The following is a 22,014-nucleotide window of genomic DNA, read 5'->3' on the forward strand; positions in this document are numbered from 1 at the left end:
TTACGATAAAGAAGCTGAAAGTTTCTATATTACAGGGAAGAATTGGCCTACGCTTTTCGAAGTACGCTGGGCCGTCGGATCCCCTTAGTGACTAACAAATCCGCCTAATGAAAAGAAATTAAGATTTTTTCTCACTCTTACCAGCAGAATCACNCTTACCAGCAGAATCACCCTTACCAGCAGAATCACCCTTACCAGCAGAATCACCCTTACCAGCAGAATCACCCTTACCAGCAGAGGCCTGGTTATCAGTAGTTGTCTTAGCCCCTCTTTGGCTGTTCTTAGAATCGTTGACGTAAAAACCGGATCCTTTAAAAGCAATTCCGACAGGCTGTATCAGACGTTTAACCGGATCCCCCGTCTCCGGATGCACACGGAGAGCAGGATCCGTAATGCGTTGGACAAACTCGAAAATTTCATCAGTCACAAGGTTCTTATAAACATAAACAGGCATCAATGTTTCTCCGAGACAGCCTGCAGTCAACACGCAGGTCTGTCGGGCCGCATTCTAGCACCCACTGCTTACCGTAGTGTCGCAATATCTAAAACATAGGGAACAATTCATGGTTGGTTACGACATAACAACGTTAGTTCTATCCTGAATTCAAAAAACGCAAAGTTAGAAGGAGGCTGTCGCTTGTGAACCTACATTCACAAATTACTAACTATCAGCAACTTTTTACCCCACAGGGAGTTATCACTGGAAGGGTACCGCACGCCAACCTCGCATTTCTGTTACACTCGGGCTTCTCAATGCCTCCTTATGTCGGTAATATCTCCATAGCCGCAGTGGAACTTTATTGGCGACTTGCCTCAAATTTAGACACAGCAACCCAAGGAAAGCTTGACGACGCTAAAACGCTGATAGAGAATACAGCTACTCAAGTGATTAAGCGTTGGCCACGCCAAACCACTTGTTCCACTTTGAATGGCGCCCCTTGCATCGCTGAACATGCACTTGTCGCCAAAATAGCTTCGACCAGTTCGCATATGAGCGTTGAAAGTGGCCTCAGAAGCCTTAAGGATGAAATTGACCCAATCAACCCGACTCACACCTAATCTAGAACACCCACTCGGGGCAGCTCTACAGAAGCGCATCCTAATATTAGACGGTGCAATGGGAACCATGATCCAGCAAGAAAAGCTCGAGGAGGCCGATTTTCGCGGTAAACAGTTCGCAAAACACCCTACAGACCTCCAGGGCGCCATGGACGTACTCTCACTTACCAAACCTAAACTTATACAGTGTATCCACGAGGCTTATCTTGATGCAGGCGCTGACATCATTGAAACCAACACTTTTAACGCCACGTCGATTGGCCTCGCGGAATATGGACTCGGTAACGAAATCTACGAAATCAACTGTTCTGCAGCATCAATAGCGTGCGCAGCCGCTAAAAAGTTTACGACCATAGACAGACCAAGATTCGTTGCAGGCTCTATGGGACCGACAAATCGTACTGCCAGCTTAAGTCCTGATGTCGAAAATCCTGGCTTCCGAGCCATTGACTTTGACGGTCTTCAGAAAGCGTACGCGGAGCAGGCTCGAGGACTAATTGATGGCGGGGCTGATCTCCTGCTAATCGAAACCATCTTTGATACCCTCAATGCGAAAGCTGCATTGTTTGGCATCGAACAGGTTTTGGCGAATCACGGTAAACGGATACCGATCATGATGTCCGGTACTATCACCGACGCGAGTGGGCGTACTCTATCAGGGCAAACATTAGGGGCATTCGTNACTTCCATCTCCCATGGGAAACTGACTGCAATTGGACTTAACTGCGCCCTCGGACCAACTGAACTTCGTCCCTATGTTGAGGAACTCTCGCACCTCACNGGATTGTTTACGGCTGCGTATCCTAACGCTGGTCTGCCCAACGCCTTCGGTGGTTACGATGAAACACCTGAACGGATGCTCGAAACAATGCGGGATTATCTTGACCAAGGGTGGGTCAACATCCTAGGTGGTTGTTGCGGCACCACACCCGAACACATCCGCGCTTTTGCTGAAGCAGCCCGAGATTACGATCCTCGAGTACCACAACAACCAGCCCCTTATTCCCGGTTTAGCGGTCTCGAATCACTTGTAATCCGGCCCGAAACCAATTTTGTCAACGTCGGCGAACGAACGAATGTTACTGGATCAAGTCGCTTTGCAAAACTCATCCTACAAGGCAATTTTGACAGCGCCCTCGAAGTAGCTAGATCCCAGGTACAAGGAGGAGCCCAGATAATCGACGTTAATATGGATGAAGGGATGCTTGACTCGAAGGCGGCTATGGTCCACTTTCTTGACCTTGTTGCATCCGAACCCGACATTGCCCGGGTTCCACTAATGATAGATTCCTCAAAATGGGAAGTAATTGAGGCTGGACTACAACGAGTACAGGGTAAAGCCCTAGTTAATTCTCTTAGTTTAAAAGACGGCGAGACGGAATTCCGACACAATGCCGTAAAGGCTCGCCAATATGGCGCCTCAATAGTTGTTATGGCTTTCGACGAGCAGGGTCAAGCAGACACGTTTGAACGACGTATTGAAATACTCAAGCGGGCATACACCATTCTTGTACACGAAATAGGTATCCCGGCTAATGAGGTAATACTAGACCCTAACGTCCTTACTGTAGGAACAGGCCTCGAGGAGCACCGACGATACGCCGTTGACTATTTCCAAACCGTATCTTGGATCAAAGAAAACCTACCTGGCGCCCTAGTTTCCGGAGGAATATCCAACGTTAGCTTTGCGTTCAGGGGTAACCAGGCAGTACGAGAAGCGATGCACGCCTCGTTCCTCTATCACGCCCGTCAAGCGGGCCTAGACATGGGCATTGTAAATCCATCAATGCTTGAGGTATACGAAGAAATTCCCGCTGAACTACTTCAATGCGTTGAAGACGTACTTTTCGACCGAAGAGACGACGCTACCGAGAGATTAGTAGAGTTCGCCGCCACAGTTGAAAGTGGGGCCCGCCGCAAAGAACAAAACGACGAATGGCGTAAGCAGCCAGTCGACGAACGCCTCAGACATGCCTTGGTACGTGGAATAGTTGAACATGTCGATGATGATGCAGAAGAAGCTTATCAAGCTTATAGATCTCCTCTGGCTGTAATCGAAGGACCGCTAATGGACGGCATGAATGAGGTTGGGGACCTGTTTCAATCAGGGAAAATGTTCCTTCCGCAGGTAGTAAAGAGTGCACGGGTAATGAAAAAAGCTGTAGCTCGACTGACACCCTACCTAGAAGCCGAACGCGCTGCACATCCTGAAAGAGCTAAAAAAGCCCCCACGATACTCCTCGCGACTGTAAAAGGTGACGTTCACGACATAGGCAAAAACATTGTTGGCGTGGTTCTAGCCTGTAATGGTTTCGAAGTAATTGATCTAGGTGTCATGGTACCAGCAGCCAGCATCCTTGAGGCAGCCCAAAGTAAACAAGTTTCGATAATCGGCCTATCAGGACTAATTACCCCCTCTCTAGATGAAATGGTACATGTCGCAAAAGAATTGACACGCAATGGATTTAACCTCCCGCTACTCATAGGTGGAGCCACAACCTCGCGCCTGCACACAGCCGTTAAGATAAGCCCGGCCTATGATGGTCCGACAATCCATGTCAATGACGCATCCCGTAGCGTTCCGGTAGTGTCACGTGTCCTCGGGGATGAAAGTAAGGCTTTCTCGACTGAAGTCGCCACAGAGTACGCCAATTTACGCGAAACGCACTCGAACAGACGCGCAGAGAGGCAACTGATTCCTCTCGATGAAGCTCGTGCAAACCGGTTCGCTTTTGATCTTAAAGCAGCCGCTATCACAACTCCATCCAAACTAGGAATTGAAACCCTCGCAAATTACCCGCTCGAAAGGTTAATAGAGAGAATCGACTGGACACCATTTTTCATGACCTGGGAAATGAAGGGAAGATTCCCTAATATACTCGACCACCATGAATTTGGTACTGAGGCTCGTAAGCTTTACAATGACGCTCTCAGACTTCTTGATCGTATCCTCGCGCAAAACCTTTTGCAGGCTACTGGCATTTTTGGACTCTTTCCTGCCAACTCTGATGGTGACGACCTAGTCCTATACCGGGAAGATCAACCGGATGAGGTTCTCACGGTTTTACATACGCTCCGACAGCAAATGAAGAAGCGAAATGGCCAACCTAATCTGTGTCTGGCTGACTTCGTCGCACCCCGTACCAGCGGAACCCCTGATTACGTAGGGGCTTTTGCCGTTACAGCAGGATTCGGTGTGGAAAAGTTAGCAGCTGGCTTCGAAGCCGACCTCGACGATTACTCGAGCATTCTAGTAAAAGCTCTTGCTGATAGACTCGCTGAAGCCTTTGCTGAGGAACTGCACGAGCGCGTAAGGAAAGAATTCTGGGGCTATGCGTTATCCGAATCTCTTAGTAACGAGGAATTAATCCAGGAGGATTATAGAGGTATTAGGCCAGCACCAGGATATCCTGCCTATCCTGACCATACGGAAAAATCTCTCTTGTTTAGCTTACTTGGTGCAGAACGCCAAACAGGGATTAGCCTTACCGAGAACTTCGCTATGACCCCCGCCGCTTCCGTTAGTGGTCTTTTCCTGGCCCATCCTGAGGCTCATTATTTTGGCGTAGGGCGCCTCCTACCAGATCAGGTCAAAGATTATGCCCAACGCAAGGGACTAACCACTACTGAAACTGAACGCTGGCTTGGACCCAATCTTGGCTACACCCCGAAATGATAAGAAGAAATGTTTTCAATAGCGCGCCATCCTGATGAACCAAAGGTGCTTTGCCTTTATATTATTCCGGCCAGATAGTCAGCCACGTCAATGCCAATAGGCATGAAGTAAGCGTTCCCATTGCGGGATTGCAACAAACTGAAGGCTTCCCCAGCTAACCGTCTAGACCATTCAAGGTTAGGTCGGAAATCAACAGGGAAAATAGCTCGATTACGAGCCTGCCAATAACGCATTGATCTTTGTGAAGTTATGGTAGTAAAGCCCCAAAAAATCTGTACACCAGAAAGAAGTTCGGAGTAGATATCCAAAAGACGAAGATCAAAGAAGGGTTGGGTGAACAGCCCACAAGCTCCTGCCTCAAGCTTCTGGTGAGCGTACTCTATTTCGGCTTGGAATCCCTGCCTATACGGATCAAGAGCTCCGTAAATGCGAACTCCTGGTAACTCATCGCGAAATTTTTTAATCACGGTTAGCGTACTCGTGCCATATACCGTCTGTGACATTTCGGCCGGCATATCGCCAGAAATAACGACAACTTCTGTAACCCCAGTAGCCTGTAACTCATTGGCCATCGCAAGTGGTGCCTCCGGGTTTACATCCATAGCTCTAATATGAGGAATAACGTGTGGAACATACTTTCTTGCAATCGTACAGGCCTCCCAGCTCCTCATTTCAAAGCGGTGGATATCAGGCACGTTTATGGTGTCGACGCTGGGAAAGTAATTTTGTACCTGGCCAAGTTGACCTTCAAGATCTATTTTATTTCTAGGCACCAACTCAACAGATACACGCATACGTTAGATTCTAGCCCACCAATGCAGGGCCAGTTAGTCTATTCCTCTAACTCGTTAGGTCCCTCAGCCTCTATAAAGATCCGACGGATGTCAGGATGTGCAACTTTAATAGCGCGTTCGATCCTTTTAATGGCAGATACGATGTCGATCCGGCCATCATCAGCTACAAATCTAACGCCAAGATTTAACAGTATTTGTCGAGAACTAAAGTGCATAGTTAACGGGTCATATACTTCCAAGACAGCTTCGTCAGCTTCTGCGATCGCCCGCACACTTTCGATAGTTTCCATATCAGCACTTTCACCGATCAAAAGAGCTTTGCTTTCAAAAGCAAGAAATGCAGCGACAAGGCAAAGGATAACACCGATTACTATGGAGGCGACTCCGTCTAGAATAGGCATTCCTAATAATTGACCTAGAAAAACCCCCAAGAAGGCCACTAACAAGCCCAGCATTGCCGCAGTATCCTCGGCAAGAACCGTGAACACTGCCGGGTTCTTACTCGCCCGCAGGGCCCGAAAAAAGGGAGTGTCGCCTTCAGCTTTGCGTAACTCCTTATAAGCCAAAATCCAAGCAGCCGATTCAACTACAAACGCAATACTTAAAACAACGTAGTTCCAGGTTGGATTATCAATGGTAACCGGGTGCCTTACGTGCTTGATGCCTTCATAAAAAGATAATCCTCCCCCAAAACCAAACAGTATTATGGCAACAACAAAACTCCAGAAATACAGTTCTTTCCCATACCCAAAAGGGTGCCTAGCATCCGGAGGTTTGCGACTTCGACGAAGACCAAGTAGAATCAGGGCCTGATTACTCGTGTCAACAACCGAGTGCACACCCTCAGAAAACATAGCTGAACTACCAGTGACGGCAGATGCCAAAAACTTGGTGATTGCAATTACAAAATTCGCAACGAGTGCGCTGTATACAGCAACGGGACTTCCAGATTCTGAGGCCATTTACAAACCATAATACCCCTCTTAATAACCTCCTAATGGGAAATAAACGTCCTAACGGTTTCTGAGGCCCACCTTAGCCACCGCCCTAAGGGTCACAAAGAAATATCTTGTGCTCATTTAGCCTTAAAGAGTGAGGCTCTTAACAATATTTCCAAAAGTTAAGCATATTCTTATAGCCCCTTGTTCCGACCTCCCTTCTATTCTCACTTTCTCTTCTAAGCAAGGGCTTGAACCTTCTTTTCCGTTTCGAGTCCCGTGTGCGATTAGCTAGAATCTCAATTTTTATACTGGCCAAATATGAGAGCACAATTCTGACCACCAAAAGCAAACGAGTTGGAAATGGCATACCTTACCGTTACTTCCCTAGCCTCATTTGGGACCACGTCGAGCCCAATATCTGGATCAGAATTAAGATGATTAATCGTAGGCGGAACAACCTGCGAAGATATCGCTTGGATTGCTGCTATGGCCTCAACGGCTCCTGCCGCACCAAGAAGATGCCCGGTCATAGATTTTGTAGAGGAGACAGGGAGCATTTTGGCGTACCTTCCGAATACAGCCCGAATAGCTTCAGCCTCAGCCCGGTCACCCAAAGGCGTTGAAGTTCCATGGGCGTTGAGGTAACCGATCTCAGACGGTTCTAAACAAGCCTCTTTTAAAGCAGCTTGCATAGCTAAGGCTGCGCCCCTACCATCGGGACGTGGTTCAGTCATGTGGTAGGCGTCAGCGCTACGCCCAAAACCAATCAGTTCTCCATGAATGTGCGCTCCTCGGGTTTTGGCATGTTCCAAAGTTTCAAGCAGCACGACTGCCGAACCCTCGCCTAAAACAAAGCCATCTCTGTCTTTACTAAATGGTCGACTAGCCCGGATAGGGTCATCGTTACGAGTAGAAAGGGCTCGCATGACGGAAAAGCTTCCTATGCCCATCGGGGTAATTATGGCCTCAGACCCACCAGCAACCATTACATCAGCCTCCCCGAATTGAAGCATTCTATAGGCGCTTCCTATAGCTTCTGCACCTGTCGTACAAGCTGTCACTACAGTTGAACTGGGACCCATAAACCCAAACCTCATGGCTATTTTGCTCGCGGCCATGTTACTAATCATCATTGGAATGAAGAAAGGACTTATCCTTAACGGATGACGTTCAGCGGCAACCCTACTCTGGGCTTCCCAAGTTTCCATCCCACCTATCCCGCTACCTACTAACGTGCCTATTCTGGTTCTATCTTCCCTATCTGGGATCAGTCCACTTTCTTCTATTGCAAGCTCTGCAGCAATAACTGCAAGCTGTGCGTATCGATCCATCCGCCGTTGTTCTTTTGTGTCAAGCCACCGGTCCACTGGAACGTCTACTTCGGCTGCTATACGTACAGGGTAATCCGAGGCATCAAATCGTCGGATCGGACCTACACCACTATGACCTTTAAGTTGCCCCTCATGAAAATCAAGCGTACCAACTCCGATAGGAGTAACAGGGCCCATACCTGTCACAACCACCCGATTCACAGGTTAGTCTCGATAAGTTCATGCTCTAATCGAATGGCCTTAAGAGACCTCCGCGCTTCACAGAATAATAACAATCTTGTTCTCGGAAACAATTTTGTGAAAGAGCTAATAACGCCTCTTGTTTGGTGTCGCTTGCAATCATTTGTATGTATGTTCCAGATACTCATGTTCCGCATTCGACTTGCAATAGTTCGGGTTAACCATCGCTCAAAGTTACACGCTTTATAGACATAGAAAATTGACCCGATCTGTAACTCCATAAAGATTCTATTCGGCCCTGTCCCGGACTGTCCACCACAATAAACCACCAATTCCTAGTACTAAAAAAGCGACTCTAACAGGGCTAGCATTAAAAAATTCAAACTGGAAAACAATCCCTAATAACGCGACAAATAGAAATGACAACCCTATTCCCATAAAAGCTAAGGCTATCCTTCTGTAAGTCCGTCGAGAATCCTCGTCCATCATCGAACTCATTATAGCCATGTTCACTTAAATGGCAGCTTTTCTTGTTTACTACGGGTATCCTATTTTAGATTAATGAACCCAAACCCACAAATACGACATAAGAACGCTGGCAGCAATCCAGAACATATAGTTAGGCGGAGTAACAAAACAGGTCGCTTTCAAAAAACCCAAGAGATCTTACCCGATTTTATGGAACGGGCTCAGGTCACAACTGAGGAGTTCGCAATATCCATCTACACTAATTACCGAAGCAAAGACCAGCGCTTGCTAACATAATCGGTATGGATAATATGCCGGGCCTTAAGCCTGACCTCACGCCCGAGGCTCTTACGTTACTTCATGAGCCACCACCAAAAGACATCGACGAATTCCTGAGTCAACCTTACGTTATTGAGCGGACAAAAATTGATGAGTACGAGGAAAAAGGCTTTGTGAAGCTTGAGAAGGTTATCAGTGGTCGTGCTCTGGAATACTACCGGGAACTTATCGGTTTCGCTGTTGGACACGTTTTTAAAGACGACAGTCGACCTCTAAGCGATAAACCTGTCTATGAGAGAAGCTTTTTGCAGGCTTTTAATCTCTGGTTAGAATACCCAGCCATTAAGCACTTCGTGTTCAGCACCCGCTTTGCTCAATTAGCTCGGGATCTAATGAGAGTTGACGGCGTAAGGCTTTGGTTCGACCAAGCACTCTACAAGCAGCCAGGAGGTCGTATCACTGATTACCATCAAGATGCTGGCCTATGGCCTGTGCACCCGCCACAAAAGACCACAACCATGTGGTTGGCTCTAGTCGATGTTTCACAAGCTAAAGGCTGCATGTCTTTTGCTAAAGGTAGTCACCTGCTCTCTCGAGAGACCGAGTTCATTGATATCTTCAATGCCCAAGAAGAGATTGAATTAGGGGACAACATGCAGCAGCTTGACTGGGAATGGGTACCCCTAGCAAGCGGAGATTGTACTTTCCACTCGGGAGTTACCTACCACCGAGCAGCAGGAAACAGAACGAGCATGATGAGGGAAGCTATGACTATCGTATACATGGTGCATGATGCGATATACGACTTCCCTGAATCTAATCCCAAGGCTGACAGACACGGGAAAGCTACTACGGGACTAAAACGTGGTGACGTGATTGATAGTCCAATCACGCCACGTCTTTTATGAAGAGCTTTTACCTCTAGGGGGTTTTTCTAAATACACTGTTGTCTTTAGCCTTGTGATAGAAGCGCTTCTTCGCCACGCCGCTCCCGATAACCGTGAACCATAACACCTGGCCTCCCGAGGCTCTGCCCTGCTAACTGAGTATTGTGCGGATCACGGTAACCGATCCGGACCATGCGCCTTGGTTGATCAGTAGTATTGATATACGATCCGTGAACCGTGTAGTAACAGAAGCAGACTACATCCCCCCGCTTAGCCGGAACAGGTATGGTTTCCTCTAATCTCCATACTTCTGTTGGCAAATGCGGCTCGCAAGGACCGTCCTCAGTCTCTATAACATGCTTTAAGGCCCCATTTTTGTTTGATCCAGGAAGGAAACGAATCTCACCATTTTCGTGGTTAGTATCGTCTAAATGCACTAGAACATCAATGAATTTCTCGTTCTCGTGGGCGTAAAAGGGGTGGTCTTGATGCATTGGGAAAGGGTGACCGGTCTGAGGAGGTTTGATGTGCATCGTCGAATGATGAAGCTCTACGTTAGGACCAAGCAAACCAGCCATGGCCTCGGTTAGCTTAAGCTTAGTTACCGCTCTTGCCCAGGCTGTAGAGTAGAAATGAAGATCATGCATAGCAGTCAATTTGGACTTCTTTTCGATCTCAGGATCCATATAGGCCTGGCGCCAAGGACCTGTCCAACCCGGACTCGTGAATGACCATTCTTCCACCAGGCGATCTAACTCGTGAGACAGCTCCTCTGTCTCTTCAAGACTGAACATTTCGGGAATATGAAGGTAACCATTTTCGTGGTAAAAAGCGATCTGGTTAGAGCTCAGTATTTTTTTGCTCAGTGTCATAATGGATCTCCAAACTAACTATCCACCTTGAAACGCATCAATGATAGCAAAAACAATTCGTGGTGTGATCGTTAACTAGCCCATTAGCTTGCATGTAGGCATAAGCAACTTTTGGACCTACAAAGACAAACCCTCTCCGTTTCATATCTTGACTTAATTGAAGAGCTACAACAGTATAAGTGGGAACCTCGTCTTGATGTTTCCAGGAATTAACAATCTGTTTACCATCAACGAAACTCCACAAATACTTACTGAAACTACCAAAATGATTCTGTATAGCCAGAAAAGCTTGGGCATTGGTAACAGCTGCGTTAATCTTTCTTCTATTACGAATTATGCTGGAATCTAACAGAAGGGTGTCGATCCTGGCTCGGGTATAAGTTGAAACAATTTCTGGATCAAATCCGTCAAAAACCTTACGGAAGTTCTCACGCTTTTTGAGGATTGTCCACCAACTTAGGCCTGCCTGAAAACACTCAAGAACCAAGAATTCAAACAGGATTAGGTCGTCATGAGTCGGTAAACCCCATTCCTGATCGTGATAGGCAACATAAAGCGGGTCGTCGATCACCCATGCGCACCGTTGGACCTCAAAATCCATGAGACCATTCTAAATGGTAGTTTGACAGTGTAAACTCCGGATAACTTTAGGATTAATCACTAATTTGCTGGCTAGTAGCTACAGGTGCGTCATCGTAGCTGACCCAATCACTCCAGGAACCAACATAAAGCTTGGCACTTGTGAAACCAACTTCTTCCAGAGCTAGAATGTTGTGAGTTGCGGTAACCCCCGAACCGCAATACACCACTACCTCGTCAGCTTCTTGGGCAATAGTAAACCGTTGTCTTAGCTTCTCGGAAGCTAGAAAGCGGCCGGCATGGAGATTATCTTCATACGGTAGATTAATCGCACTAGGTATGTGACCCGCAACTGGATCGATTGGTTCGACCTCACCACTGTAACGCTCACCGGCACGAGCATCTATAAGAAGGACTTTCTTATTCTCAATATTCTTGAGAACAAAGTTCCGGTCTACTACCATAGAATGGCGGGGAGAAGGAACAAAAGTCGAGGTCGGGTAAAGTGGGTGATTTAGAGAGGATGAATATCCGGAGGCTGACCATGCTTTGAATCCTCCGTCGAGGACACGAGTATTGTTTAAGCCAAGATAGCGCAACATCCACCATAGGCGCCCAGCAAACATGCTGTCACCGTCATCATAAACAACTACCTGGTGATTATTACTAACGCCACGCTTTCCAAGTTCCTCTGCAAAAACATTAATATCAGGAAGAGGGTGCCTTCCTCCATGCAAATCAAGAGGTCCAGAAAGGTCCTTATCTAGATCGAAGAATATTGCTCCTGGAATGTGACCGCTATCATAAACCTGACGTCCCGCATCCAAATTGGTGAGATCAAACCGTGTGTCAGCAATTCTCAAATCAGGAGTACCTAACAGGTCATATAAGGATTTAGCAGTGATGAGTTGACTCATAGCACTAGTTTAGCTTGTGGGCTACAATCCCGAGATGGGAAAACCACCGGATTTAATCGAGAGCGCGAGAAATCCCCGCATAAAAGGAGTTCTTCGGCTCCAAAATAGACGTTTCCGCGACGAGAAGCGTCGCTTCCTCGTAGAAGGAGCACGTGAAATATCCAGAGCAGTACAAGCAGGGCATAATCCTATAGAAGTTTTCTTCTGCACTGAGGTGTGTAGCCCAACAACAGAAACCATCGCGATGGAGTTGGCTGCATCAAACACGAAATGTTTTCGTGTTTCCGAAGAGGCATTCAACAAAATTAGTTTGCGACAAAATCCAGATGGCATCGCTGCTGTAATGGCCTCCTGGAACGGCAATCTGGCTGATCTGAATACGATTACTTTGTCGCTCATACTGGTTATCCATGGCCTTGAAAAGCCGGGCAATATTGGGGCCTTGCTACGGACTGCTGACAGCGTTGGGATCGATGCCGTTATTCTCACAGGTAAAGGAACCGACTTATTCAATCCCAACGTAGTAAGAGCTAGTATGGGAAGCCTCTTCACTACAAGGGTCATTCAAGAGGATTCCACTAGGGTCCAAGAGTTTTTAGTGCGTCGAGGGATCTCGGTGGTTGCTGCAACTCCAAGCGCTAGCCAACCACACTGGGGGCCAAGCTTCCTCGAGCCCATGGCACTGGTAGTGGGAAGTGAAGACACGGGCCTTGATAACGCCTGGTTAGAAACCGCAGAGACGTTAATCCAAATACCTATGCATGGAACCGCGGACAGTCTGAATGTTGCAACATCTGGGGCAGTAATTCTTTACGAGATCTTACGGCAACGGACAACCCAAAGCGACTCGACGAGATAAAGAGGTTATTAGTAATGGCTGAAAAAATTATCAACTTTGATGGTTTCATAGGTTTTTATGGATCTACCAATTTAGAGAAAACTCGGGAATTCTATGAGGGTTTGCTCCGACTAACTTTGGCCCGTAATCAGAAGAGGTGTTTAATTTATAGAGTTACGGACAAAGCCTTTATTGGTTTTTGTCTGCGAGAGGGTCCTTTTGTTAACAACGCTTGTTCGATTATTACTTTTGTCACTAAAGACGTAGACACGGTTTACCGGCGCATGTGCAAACACGAAATTCAATGCGAAGGGAAACCGGTCCTTAATGAGTTTTTTGGAATTTATCACTTCTTTACTGCTGACCCTGATGGAAATAGAGTCGAAGTACAACAGTTCCTTGAACCGCTTTAAACCGCCATAACTTTGGTAACTTCAGTCTTTCTTATGGCTTCCTACAATTCTTTAACCGTCAAACTAATTTAGAGTATCTTCGCCTCGTATAAAAACTATCATTCAAGAACCAAGCAGTAACAGGTTTCACATCTCCAGACTAGGTATATTATTTAACGTGAATGAAAATCCAACGAACCTTAAATCTGGGACCTGGACAGACTATAGTAAAGATCTCCGAGTAACAAAAAATCCAACCCTCCGCGTCGTTTATGCTTCACTTGGGTTCGCGTGTTGTTGTCTGGGCATATTCGGCGTATTTGTACCTGGCTTGCCCACAACAATTTGGATTCTATTGGCTATATTCTTCTTTGGAAGATCCAGTCCCCGATATTACAACTGGATTATGAATCACCGTTTATTTGGACCACTGATTCGGGATTGGAAATCCGGCCTAGGAATCACTCGGCGCGCTAAATTTTTCGCTATATTTTCAATCACGTTTGGTATAACCACGAGCGTCTTACTCATATCAAACGGTATAACCCGAATCTTACTTGTATTCATTGGCCTGGCAGTGAGCATATATTTGATTACCAGACCAACAAAACTCGTATCCAAAAACTGAAGGTAGCTGGCCAACCAGAATATTTTTAAGCCAAAACCTCCAATAGACCAAACTGTTGTTCCCTACCCACTACCAAAACCCCATATTATGCCCCCAATCGGGGGTACGTACCTGAATCACAGGGCAACATCCACCGCTTACTTTGTCTAGACGACCTAAAGGGAAGATACTGTTAAGAAGCCTAGCAAACTCAGTTCACTAAACCCTAATGGAGTATCAGTAGTTCCAGGCGTGCTGGAGCGCCACGGTAAATATCTTCCGTAGTTACTACCCCAATGCTAACAGGACCGGTGAGACGAAGTAGTTGGGTTAGAAATTCTTCTTCCTCCTGCCTGAGATGAATAGGATCAGGAGATACAAGACCGGTGCTTTCTAAGATCTTCTGGGCTTCTAAGAGAAGTCCTGCCAGGACCTTCCCCACCTCCGCTTGGCTAGTTTTCAATTCACCGCTGCCAAGGTGAATCTGCCTACTAAGTACAAGATGGCCTCTTGGTAGCAACTTAGTGTTTGGCAATACCTCAACCGATACGAATATGTCTTCAGACAAAAACTGGTTTTTGGGGGAAATAAACAGGACTAAGTCTACTACTGGTGTTTGCGTAACGGCTTCTACAAGACGATCAAATTGTTCTGTAAGAAGCTGGACAGCACCCGCTCCTTCTGCAAGGGTCTTCTCGCTTGCATCAAGAACTAATTTAGATAACTCATCACGGGCTTCGATCGGAGAAGTTGCCCTTAATAACCCGCTATAGACAAGTTCGTTATCAGCAAACACAATTTGGGTATTGGTAACCTGATCAAACTGTACCCGAATCCGATCGAGCTCTGCGGCCTGGCCCTCAAGGACAACTTGAAGCTTATCAACCTGTGACTTTAGTCCTCTCACCTGATCATTAGAATCTAAGATTTCACTACGAAGCTGGTCATTCACCACCTGCAGGTTGATATTTCGGCTTCCAAGAGTAGCATTCGCATCACCTAGTTGTTGATTACGGAACTGTAAATCTCGATTTTCAGCCCGAAGGCTTTCAGCTTGAACGCTTAGATTTCCAACCTCACCATCTAGTTCGTTAATTATTCCGCCAAGGGTTCTGATTTCACCCTCAAGAGTCAGGCGTTCTGCTCTTAATCGATTTAGTTCCTCACCGACCTGTTGCGCGTTGATAATCGTCTGTGTGGCGCCACGAAAAGCAAGCGAAAGAACAATAAGGGTAGTCAACGTAATAAGAATTCCTGCAACAACTCCAACTATCTGGCCAGTTCGTCTTGGCCTTATACCAAACAAACTTAAACGACGACGTGCTACAAACATGCCAAGGCGATCACCGGCATAGGCAGTAACGCCAGCCAGAAAAATCAATAAAACTATGAGACCCAGTAGACTAATCACGAACGTCGCTTCCTCAAACCCGGAATTCGTTGCCCAGGTAAAAGTTGCGCACATCACGATTTTCAGCAAACTCTGCCGGGGACCCTTCGAAACGAACTTTTCCGTCAAACATTAAATAAACACGATCTGCTATTGCAAGAGTTTCACGCACACTATGGTCAGTCAGCAAAACACCCAAGCCGCGGCTCTCACGAAGATCGGCAATTAGCTTTTGTATCTCATGGATAGATTTCGGGTCTACACCCGTAAAGGGCTCGTCTAGCAAAATGAATGTTGGATCAATCGTAAGGCTACGAGCAATCTCCATTCGTCTTCGCTCACCACCTGATAGGGTGTCAGCTCGCTGACTCTCAAGATGACTAAGGTGAAATTCTTCAAGCAACTTGCTAGCTCGTTCTTGTTGTTCAGTTTTACTTAGATCTTGGAATTCTAAAATCGCAAGTAGGTTGTCCCGTACACTCATCCTACGAAACGCACTCGGCTCTTGAGCCAGATAGCCAAGGCCGTGACGCGCCCGTCTATGCATTGGCCAATTCGTAATATCATGATTGCCAAGAAAAATTGTTCCCGCGTTTGGCTTTACGAAACCAAGCATAGTGTAAAAACTAGTAGTCTTGCCAGCCCCATTCGGCCCAAGCAAGGCAACGATTTCTCCAGGAAAAAGACTAAAATCTACACCATCTACGACGTTGCGGCTACCATATCGCTTAACGAGGCCTTGGGCCCTTAAAGCTAAGTCAGATCCGTGATCAACCTCTATATTCCTGTCAGGAACCTGGATAGATCGCATAACGGCTCATGCTATCACGGGTTACATGAGATGCAAAAAGGAGGCTTCCTGGATATCACAAAGATCAACTCTCCCCGGTAACCCTCTTAGCCTTCCAACGCCAAAAGAAACGGCTCCTCAATAGCCTCACACACCCACCGAAGAAACCTGGCGGCTGAAGCTCCATCTATAAGGCGGTGATCGTAGGTGAGGGCCATCGGCATAATAAGACGTGGGGAAAAGTCGTTAGTCTTTATATTGTATACGGGTTCATAAACCCCACGAGAAATACCCAGAATGGCCACATCAGGTGGATTAACAATTGGGGTAAATCCTGTACCACCGATCCCACCTAGATTAGAAACAGTAAAATTGCCACCCTGCATTTCTTCCAAAGAAAGTTTACGCGTACGAGCTCTTTCAGCTAATTCACCAAGTTCTTTAGACAAATCGATCACGTTTTTCGTATCAGCATTTTTAATTATTGGAACAAGAAGCCCATTATCAGTGTCAACGGCTACACCAACATTGACATAGCTCTTGTAAACCACCTCTTCAGCGCCTATGTCAATGCTGGCGTTGAAATCTGGAAATCTGCAAAGGGCAGAAGCCACGACCTTAATAAGCATAGCCGTAGGCGTTAGTTTTGTCCCAACCTCTTTTGCCTTAGGTTGATGACTTTTCCTTATAGCTTCAAATTCCGTAATATCCGCCTTATCGAATTGAGTGACCATTGGCACTGTTGCCCAAGCTGTAGTCATGGAACGAACAGTAGCCTTCCGAATCCCAGACATCGGCTTCCGTTCAGTTTCGCCCCAGCGCTGAAAATCAGGTAGCTTGAATGCTGTTGTTGTTGATGTTGGTCCGGCTGTCGATACAGACACTGTCCCAGTTTCTGCAAATCTTCTAACATCAGCAGCGGAAATCCTACCGAGGATTCCCTTACCATCGACCAAATTAATATCTACACCGATCTCACGGGCTAAACGGCGAACTGAAGGAGCTGCAGGTATGAGTCTTTTGGGATCAGACGACAATTGTGAAATCGTAAGCTTTACCCCTGAATCATCGTGATGATCTGGAACTTGTGCTGCACTAAGGTCTGATTCAGGTTCTGTTTTTGATTTATCTTTTGCCTCTATATGCTCTGACGCTTTATCAGTTATTTCTGGCTTACTTTCAGCCTGATCATTAAGGGTAACAATGATCTGCCCAATTTTGACCTCTTGCCCCACTTCTACATGTAAAATCTCGACCACTCCGGTTGCAGTAGCTGGCATTTCCACGACGGCCTTGTCAGTTTCTAGCTCGAGAATTGGCTGATCAACCTCGACACGATCACCTAAAGAAACAAGTAAAGTTACGACGGTTCCGCTTTCAATTCCCTCGCCCACTTCGGGGAGTGTAATATCAGTTGTCACGCACCAAATCCTTTCGGCCTTTCCAAATCGCACAACAAGAAGTCACGCGCTATAGGGGTTCACTTTACCAGGATCAATCGCTAGGTCTTTGATCGCCTTAGCGACCATCGCCACATCGACCATGTCATTGTCCGTTAGAGCTTTCACTGTGGCGAGGACAATGTGCTTCGCATCAACCTCAAAGAAATCTCGCAATTCCTCACGACCTTCACTTCGACCAAGACCGTCAGTCCCTAATGAAGTAAGGGGAATCGGGAGATGGCGTGCAAGAGAATCCGGCAGGATCTTCATGTAGTCTGAAGCAGCTACCAGAACTCCTTTCGCTTCTGCTAAAGCCTCAGCCACAAAGGCCTTGCGTGGAGTTTCAGTGGGATTAAGTCGGTTCCAACGTTCTGTTTCCAGAGCGTTTTTATGCAACTCCTTGTAGCTAGTTACACTCCAAACATCAGCAGCTATATTGTACTGCTCAAGCATTTCTTGCGCTTTAAGCACTTCTTTCATGATGGCGCCCGAACCAAGTAGCTGGGCTCGCAACTCAAAATCTCTTTCTGAGGCCCGGAATCGATAGATACCCTGTAAAATCCCCAGTTCCAACTCATCGCGTCCTATCGCCTCTGGCGGAGGTGGTTGCAGATAGTTGTCATTCTCAATAGTAAGGTAATAGAAAAGATCCTCTTGAAGTTCGTACATCCTCCTAAGGCCATCCCTAATGATGACCGCCATTTCAAATGCAAAGGTTGGGTCATAAGCCATTACATTTGGGTACGCGTATGCGAGTACATGGCTGTGACCATCCTGGTGCTGAAGTCCTTCACCATTTAAAGTTGTTCGACCTGCAGTTGCGCCAAGCATGAAGCCCTTAGTACGCATGTCGCCTGCTAGCCAAATTAAGTCACCAATACGTTGAAACCCAAACATCGAATAATAGATGAAAAAGGGAACTGTGCTTACGCCATGTGTGGCGTAAGCAGTACCCGCCGCGATGAATGAAGCCATAGAACCAGCTTCAGTAATACCTTCCTCTAAGATTTGCCCGTCTTTGGATTCTCTGTAGTACAACAGATTGTCCCGATCTACCGGTTCATATAGTTGACCAACAGAAGAATAAATACCGATCTGGCGAAAAAGAGCTTCCATGCCGAAAGTACGTGCCTCATCTGGAATAATTGGAACAGCAAGTTTACCCCAAATCGGATCACGTAGTAGTTTTCGGAGAATGGATACAAACACCATCGTGGTTGAGACTTCACGACCTTCGGTCCCAATCATGAATTCCTCAAATAGTGTCCTGTCAGGCGCCTTAACGGGTTCGATTTCAACTGCACGTTGTGGGAGGAATCCTCCCAGTTGTTCGCGTCGTTCAATCAGGTAGCGGTATTCTTCGCTATCCTGATCTGGCCTAAAGAACGGGTACTGACCAATTTCATCATCAGTGATAGGAATTTTGAAACGATCGCGGAAAGCCCTTAATTCTTCCTCATTTAGTTTTTTCTGTTGATGGGTAACGTTTTTCCCTTCGGCTGATTCCCCAAGCCCATAGCCTTTGACGGTCCTAGTAAGAATTACGGTTGGTGAACCAGTATGTTCTACTGCCCTTTGGTATGCGGAATACACCTTAATTGGGTCATGACCCCCACGATTTAAACGACCAATATCATCATCGTTCCAATCCTCGATTAACTTTTTTAGCTCAGGGGTGTTGAAAAACTTTTCTCGCAACTCTGGGGCCCCAAAAGCAGCGTAGCGTTGTGATTCACCATCAACAAGCTGACCAAATCTCTTTACTAGAATCCCATCACGATCCTTAGCTAGTAATTCATCCCATTTACTGCCCCAAGGAACTTTAATAACGTTCCAACCAGCACCTCGGAAAATTCCCTCGAGCTCCTGAATTATCTGCCCGTTCCCGTGCACAGGACCATCAAGCCTCTGGAGATTGCAGTTAATGACCCATATGAGGTTATCAAGAGCCTCACGAGCAGCGAATTTTATGGCCCCTGTTGTCTCGGGTTCGTCTGTTTCTCCATCCCCGAGGAAAGCCCACACTTTCCCAGTTCCGCGTTTCTTTAGACTCCGATCTTCTAAATAACGATTAAAACGTGCCTGATAGATCGATAGGATCGGTGGCAACCCCATTGAGACAGTTGGAAACTGCCAATAATCCGGCATAAGCCAGGGGTGTGGATAACTCGACAGGCCCGGGTGTTCCTGAAGCTCCCGCCGAAAATTCCTCAAGTGCTCCTTATCAAGTCGCCGCTCCAGGTAACTACGAGCGTATATACCTGGACTAGCGTGCCCTTGAAAATATACCTGATCCCCATCAACTCCTGCTTTAGGCCCACGAAAGAAATGATTAAACCCGATTTCATAAAGCGAAGCAGCAGAAGCAAAGGTTGAAATATGACCACCTAAACCATCCGAAAACTTATTCGCTCGAACCACCATAGCCATTGCATTCCACCGGATTAACCTCATAATATTTCGTTCAATTCTTAAATCACCTGGATACTCTGGTTCCTCTTCCGGAGATATCGTATTGATGTAAGGCGTGGTAGCGGAAAACGGTATCTTCACACCAAATTGTTGTGCGCGTTCCCTAAGCCCCTCTAAAAGGTCAACTACCCTTTCAACCCCTCCGGAAGCAAGAACGTAGTCAAGCGACTCTAACCACTCACGCATCTCAATACTATTGAGTCGTTCGAGCTCAGAGGGTTCCAATTGGGAGCGATCTAGGTTCAGAATTTCGTCTAAGACATCTGTCATTTGCCCCCCTCTCTTTAACACACACCCTTGGTACTACGTCCCAAATAAAACTAGCTTCCTTCAGGCTATTGTACAACTCAATTAACAAACCTATTGGTTGCTAGGACGCGTTAACCAGGAAGTAACCATAAGTGACTTAAAACTGACTCCTGTAACTATTCTAAAGAATGCGACTACCGGAAATTAGAGGTTTTTAACCCCAACTGACCGGATACTATCGACTAACTCCAACTCGAAATCAGAGGATCTAAAGTCGAAGTCTTTACTAACATTAGCTTCCTTAATGAAGAGGTTCCGAGAAAAACCCAACTATGCTAGATAAAGATAACTCAAAATAAATTTTCCTGAGAATATTTATCTATCCTTCTACCAATTAGGGTTAGAGGCTCATCCGGTCAACAAAGCTCAGGTCCCTTCTTCCCATGAAGACAAATATTCTTCCTGCTCGGATGTAAGAATGTCAATAGCAATGCCCATTTCCTCTAGTTTGAACTGAGCAACTCGTCTGTCGATCTCCTTCGGAACCGAATGGACACCTGGTTTAAGTTCACCTGCATGCTCCACTATGTGTCGGAGAGATAGAGCTTGATTAGAAAAACTCATGTCCATGACTGCAGCTGGATGCCCCTCTGCAACCGCTAAATTGACAAGACGTCCTTCGGCGAGTAGTCGCACACGACGCCCATCAGCCAACTCGAACTCCTCAATAAATGGTCGTGGCTTACGTTTCTCGATAGCCATTTCCTCAAGTGCAGGGATGTTTATTTCAATATTGAAGTGTCCCGCGTTAGCAATCATGCAACCATCCTTCATAACCTCAAAGTGCGAGTCGTCTATAACGTGCTTGTCCCCCGTAGCAGTAACGATGAAATCTGATATAGGCGCAGCTTCGATCATAGGCATAACTCTGAAACCATCCATGTGGGCCTCCAAGGCTCGCAAGGGATCAACTTCTGTAACCACAACGTTAGCCCCCATGCCGTCGGCACGACGGGCTACTCCTCTGCTACACCACCCATACCCCACTACAGTAAAAGTCTTACCAGCAAGCAACACATTCGAAGCTCTCATCAGACTATCCAAAACACTTTGTCCGGTACCATAGCGGTTGTCGAAAAGATGTTTAGTCATAGCATCGTTCACAGCTATTACAGGGAAAGAAAGCGCTCCGGAATCTTCCATAGCGCGAAGTCGTATAACCCCAGTCGTGGTTTCCTCAGTCCCCCCCAACACATCCTTGAGCAACTCTCGGCCACCACGGTGAAGTTCAGTAACTAAGTCTGCCCCATCATCCATAGTGATTTGAGGCCCATCCCTTAGAGCTTGATTAATGTGGTCGTAATAAAGCTCTTGGGATGCTCCAAAAACGGCAAAAGTAGGTACATCCAAGTGCTCAACTAACGCAGCGACTACATCGTCCTGAGTGCTTAACGGGTTACTCGCACACAGAGAAATTTGAGCTCCCCCGGCAACAAGCACCCTCATCAAATTCGCGGTTTCAGTCGTGACATGAAGACAAGCGCTAACTTTTACGCCATGGAGAGGCCTATCAGCTTTAAACCTTTTCTCAATTCGCCGAAGTACAGGCATCTCTTGATAAGCCCAATCGATACGCTTCATACCTTCATCAGCCAAAGAGACGTCGTTCAAGTCCCCATTCAATAACTTACCCATTAACCGAGCCTCCTCAAAGATTCTCATAGTAACCCCGCAGGCCGAGGAAAGCCCAGTTTCACTGACCCAAGCCTCTACAGTACAATAGGGAACAGTAAACTAAAAGACAGCTCCACTGTATGCAATATGCAAGGCAATCGATACTTGCCAGAGCGT

The 22,014-nt window shown here is 46.6% G+C and carries 20 protein-coding genes (1 of these 20 only partly in view); 7 read left to right on the forward strand and 13 right to left on the reverse strand.

All coding sequences use genetic code 11. The features are described 5' to 3' along the window. Window positions 1–88, forward strand: the end of a protein-coding gene (locus CMO31_02675) for a glutaminyl-peptide cyclotransferase (protein ID MAZ52903.1). 788 nt of this gene lie to the left of the window's left edge; the window shows 88 of its 876 coding nt (coding positions 789–876); its start codon lies beyond the left edge, outside the window; the stop codon is at window positions 86–88. A gap of 30 nt (window positions 89–118) precedes the next feature. Here CMO31_02675 and CMO31_02680 read toward each other — a convergent pair whose 3' ends face one another. Continuing rightward, window positions 119–454, reverse strand: a complete 336-nt coding sequence (locus CMO31_02680) for an FmdB family transcriptional regulator (GenBank protein MAZ52904.1) — start codon at window positions 452–454, stop codon at window positions 119–121. Between the two features lie 185 nt (window positions 455–639). On the opposite strand from CMO31_02680, the gene CMO31_02685 reads away from it, so the two are divergent. After that, the gene (locus tag CMO31_02685) at window positions 640–1,059 is read left to right on the forward strand and encodes a hypothetical protein (GenBank protein MAZ52905.1); all 420 of its coding nucleotides are present in this window, start codon (window positions 640–642) and stop codon (window positions 1,057–1,059) included. Further along, complete coding sequence (locus tag CMO31_02690; GenBank protein MAZ52906.1) at window positions 1,025–4,735, forward strand: methionine synthase; 3,711 nt, start codon at window positions 1,025–1,027, stop codon at window positions 4,733–4,735. Before CMO31_02685 ends, CMO31_02690 begins: the two co-directional genes overlap by 35 nt. A gap of 56 nt (window positions 4,736–4,791) precedes the next feature. On the opposite strand, the gene CMO31_02695 is transcribed toward CMO31_02690, so the two are convergent. From CMO31_02695 to CMO31_02710, 4 genes are all read right to left on the reverse strand, one after another. Next, entirely contained in the window at window positions 4,792–5,529 is a 738-nt protein-coding gene (locus tag CMO31_02695) for a 5,10-methylenetetrahydrofolate reductase (GenBank protein ID MAZ52907.1), read from the reverse strand. Window positions 5,530–5,567: 38 nt separating this feature from the next. Next, on the reverse strand, window positions 5,568–6,491 hold the full coding sequence (locus CMO31_02700) for a cation transporter (GenBank protein ID MAZ52908.1): 924 nt from the start codon (window positions 6,489–6,491) through the stop codon (window positions 5,568–5,570). 275 nt (window positions 6,492–6,766) lie between these two features. Continuing rightward, complete coding sequence (gene fabF / locus CMO31_02705; GenBank protein MAZ52909.1) at window positions 6,767–8,002, reverse strand: beta-ketoacyl-[acyl-carrier-protein] synthase II; 1,236 nt, start codon at window positions 8,000–8,002, stop codon at window positions 6,767–6,769. Window positions 8,003–8,269: 267 nt separating this feature from the next. Beyond that, window positions 8,270–8,467: a hypothetical protein gene (locus CMO31_02710; protein ID MAZ52910.1), complete on the reverse strand. Its 198-nt coding sequence runs from the start codon at window positions 8,465–8,467 to the stop codon at window positions 8,270–8,272. Window positions 8,468–8,751: 284 nt separating this feature from the next. On the opposite strand from CMO31_02710, the gene CMO31_02715 reads away from it, so the two are divergent. Further along, complete coding sequence (locus tag CMO31_02715; GenBank protein ID MAZ52911.1) at window positions 8,752–9,636, forward strand: phytanoyl-CoA dioxygenase; 885 nt, start codon at window positions 8,752–8,754, stop codon at window positions 9,634–9,636. A 44-nt stretch (window positions 9,637–9,680) separates the two neighbouring features. On the opposite strand, the gene CMO31_02720 is transcribed toward CMO31_02715, so the two are convergent. Genes CMO31_02720 through CMO31_02730 form a run of 3 tightly spaced genes read right to left on the reverse strand, consistent with a single transcriptional unit; the run spans window position 9,681 to window position 11,983 of the window. Next, entirely contained in the window at window positions 9,681–10,487 is an 807-nt protein-coding gene (locus CMO31_02720; GenBank protein MAZ52912.1) for a phytanoyl-CoA dioxygenase, read from the reverse strand. A 37-nt stretch (window positions 10,488–10,524) separates the two neighbouring features. Next, window positions 10,525–11,088 (reverse strand): DNA-3-methyladenine glycosylase I, encoded by a 564-nt coding sequence (locus tag CMO31_02725; protein MAZ52913.1) that lies wholly within the window; start codon window positions 11,086–11,088, stop codon window positions 10,525–10,527. A 52-nt stretch (window positions 11,089–11,140) separates the two neighbouring features. Continuing rightward, window positions 11,141–11,983 carry a sulfurtransferase gene (locus CMO31_02730; protein ID MAZ52914.1) on the reverse strand — a complete coding sequence of 281 codons (843 nt, stop codon included), beginning with the start codon at window positions 11,981–11,983 and terminating at the stop codon, window positions 11,141–11,143. Between the two features lie 34 nt (window positions 11,984–12,017). Here CMO31_02730 and CMO31_02735 point away from each other — a divergent pair, with 34 nt between their 5' ends. From CMO31_02735 to CMO31_02745, 3 genes are all read left to right on the forward strand, one after another. Beyond that, window positions 12,018–12,842: an rRNA methyltransferase gene (locus CMO31_02735; GenBank protein ID MAZ52915.1), complete on the forward strand. Its 825-nt coding sequence runs from the start codon at window positions 12,018–12,020 to the stop codon at window positions 12,840–12,842. A gap of 14 nt (window positions 12,843–12,856) precedes the next feature. Next, window positions 12,857–13,234 carry a glyoxalase gene (locus CMO31_02740; protein MAZ52916.1) on the forward strand — a complete coding sequence of 126 codons (378 nt, stop codon included), beginning with the start codon at window positions 12,857–12,859 and terminating at the stop codon, window positions 13,232–13,234. Between the two features lie 88 nt (window positions 13,235–13,322). Continuing rightward, the gene (locus CMO31_02745; GenBank protein MAZ52917.1) at window positions 13,323–13,841 is read left to right on the forward strand and encodes a hypothetical protein; all 519 of its coding nucleotides are present in this window, start codon (window positions 13,323–13,325) and stop codon (window positions 13,839–13,841) included. Window positions 13,842–14,046: 205 nt separating this feature from the next. On the opposite strand, the gene CMO31_02750 is transcribed toward CMO31_02745, so the two are convergent. From CMO31_02750 to CMO31_02770, 5 genes are all read right to left on the reverse strand, one after another. Beyond that, window positions 14,047–15,285 (reverse strand): hypothetical protein, encoded by a 1,239-nt coding sequence (locus tag CMO31_02750; protein MAZ52918.1) that lies wholly within the window; start codon window positions 15,283–15,285, stop codon window positions 14,047–14,049. Continuing rightward, entirely contained in the window at window positions 15,245–16,021 is a 777-nt protein-coding gene (gene lptB / locus CMO31_02755; GenBank protein MAZ52919.1) for an LPS export ABC transporter ATP-binding protein, read from the reverse strand. Before lptB ends, CMO31_02750 begins: the two co-directional genes overlap by 41 nt. 86 nt (window positions 16,022–16,107) lie before the next feature. Beyond that, the gene (locus CMO31_02760; protein ID MAZ52920.1) at window positions 16,108–17,421 is read right to left on the reverse strand and encodes a branched-chain alpha-keto acid dehydrogenase subunit E2; all 1,314 of its coding nucleotides are present in this window, start codon (window positions 17,419–17,421) and stop codon (window positions 16,108–16,110) included. 42 nt (window positions 17,422–17,463) lie between these two features. Beyond that, window positions 17,464–20,184 carry a pyruvate dehydrogenase (acetyl-transferring), homodimeric type gene (aceE, locus tag CMO31_02765; GenBank protein ID MAZ52921.1) on the reverse strand — a complete coding sequence of 907 codons (2,721 nt, stop codon included), beginning with the start codon at window positions 20,182–20,184 and terminating at the stop codon, window positions 17,464–17,466. 405 nt (window positions 20,185–20,589) lie between these two features. Then, a complete protein-coding gene (locus CMO31_02770) occupies window positions 20,590–21,858 on the reverse strand; it encodes an adenosylhomocysteinase (GenBank protein ID MAZ52922.1) in 1,269 nt (422 codons plus the stop codon). Window positions 21,859–22,014: the final 156 nt, after the last annotated feature.

This window comes from Trueperaceae bacterium (assembly GCA_002707365.1).
In the GTDB taxonomy this organism is placed as follows: Bacteria; Deinococcota; Deinococci; order Deinococcales; family Trueperaceae; genus UBA6957.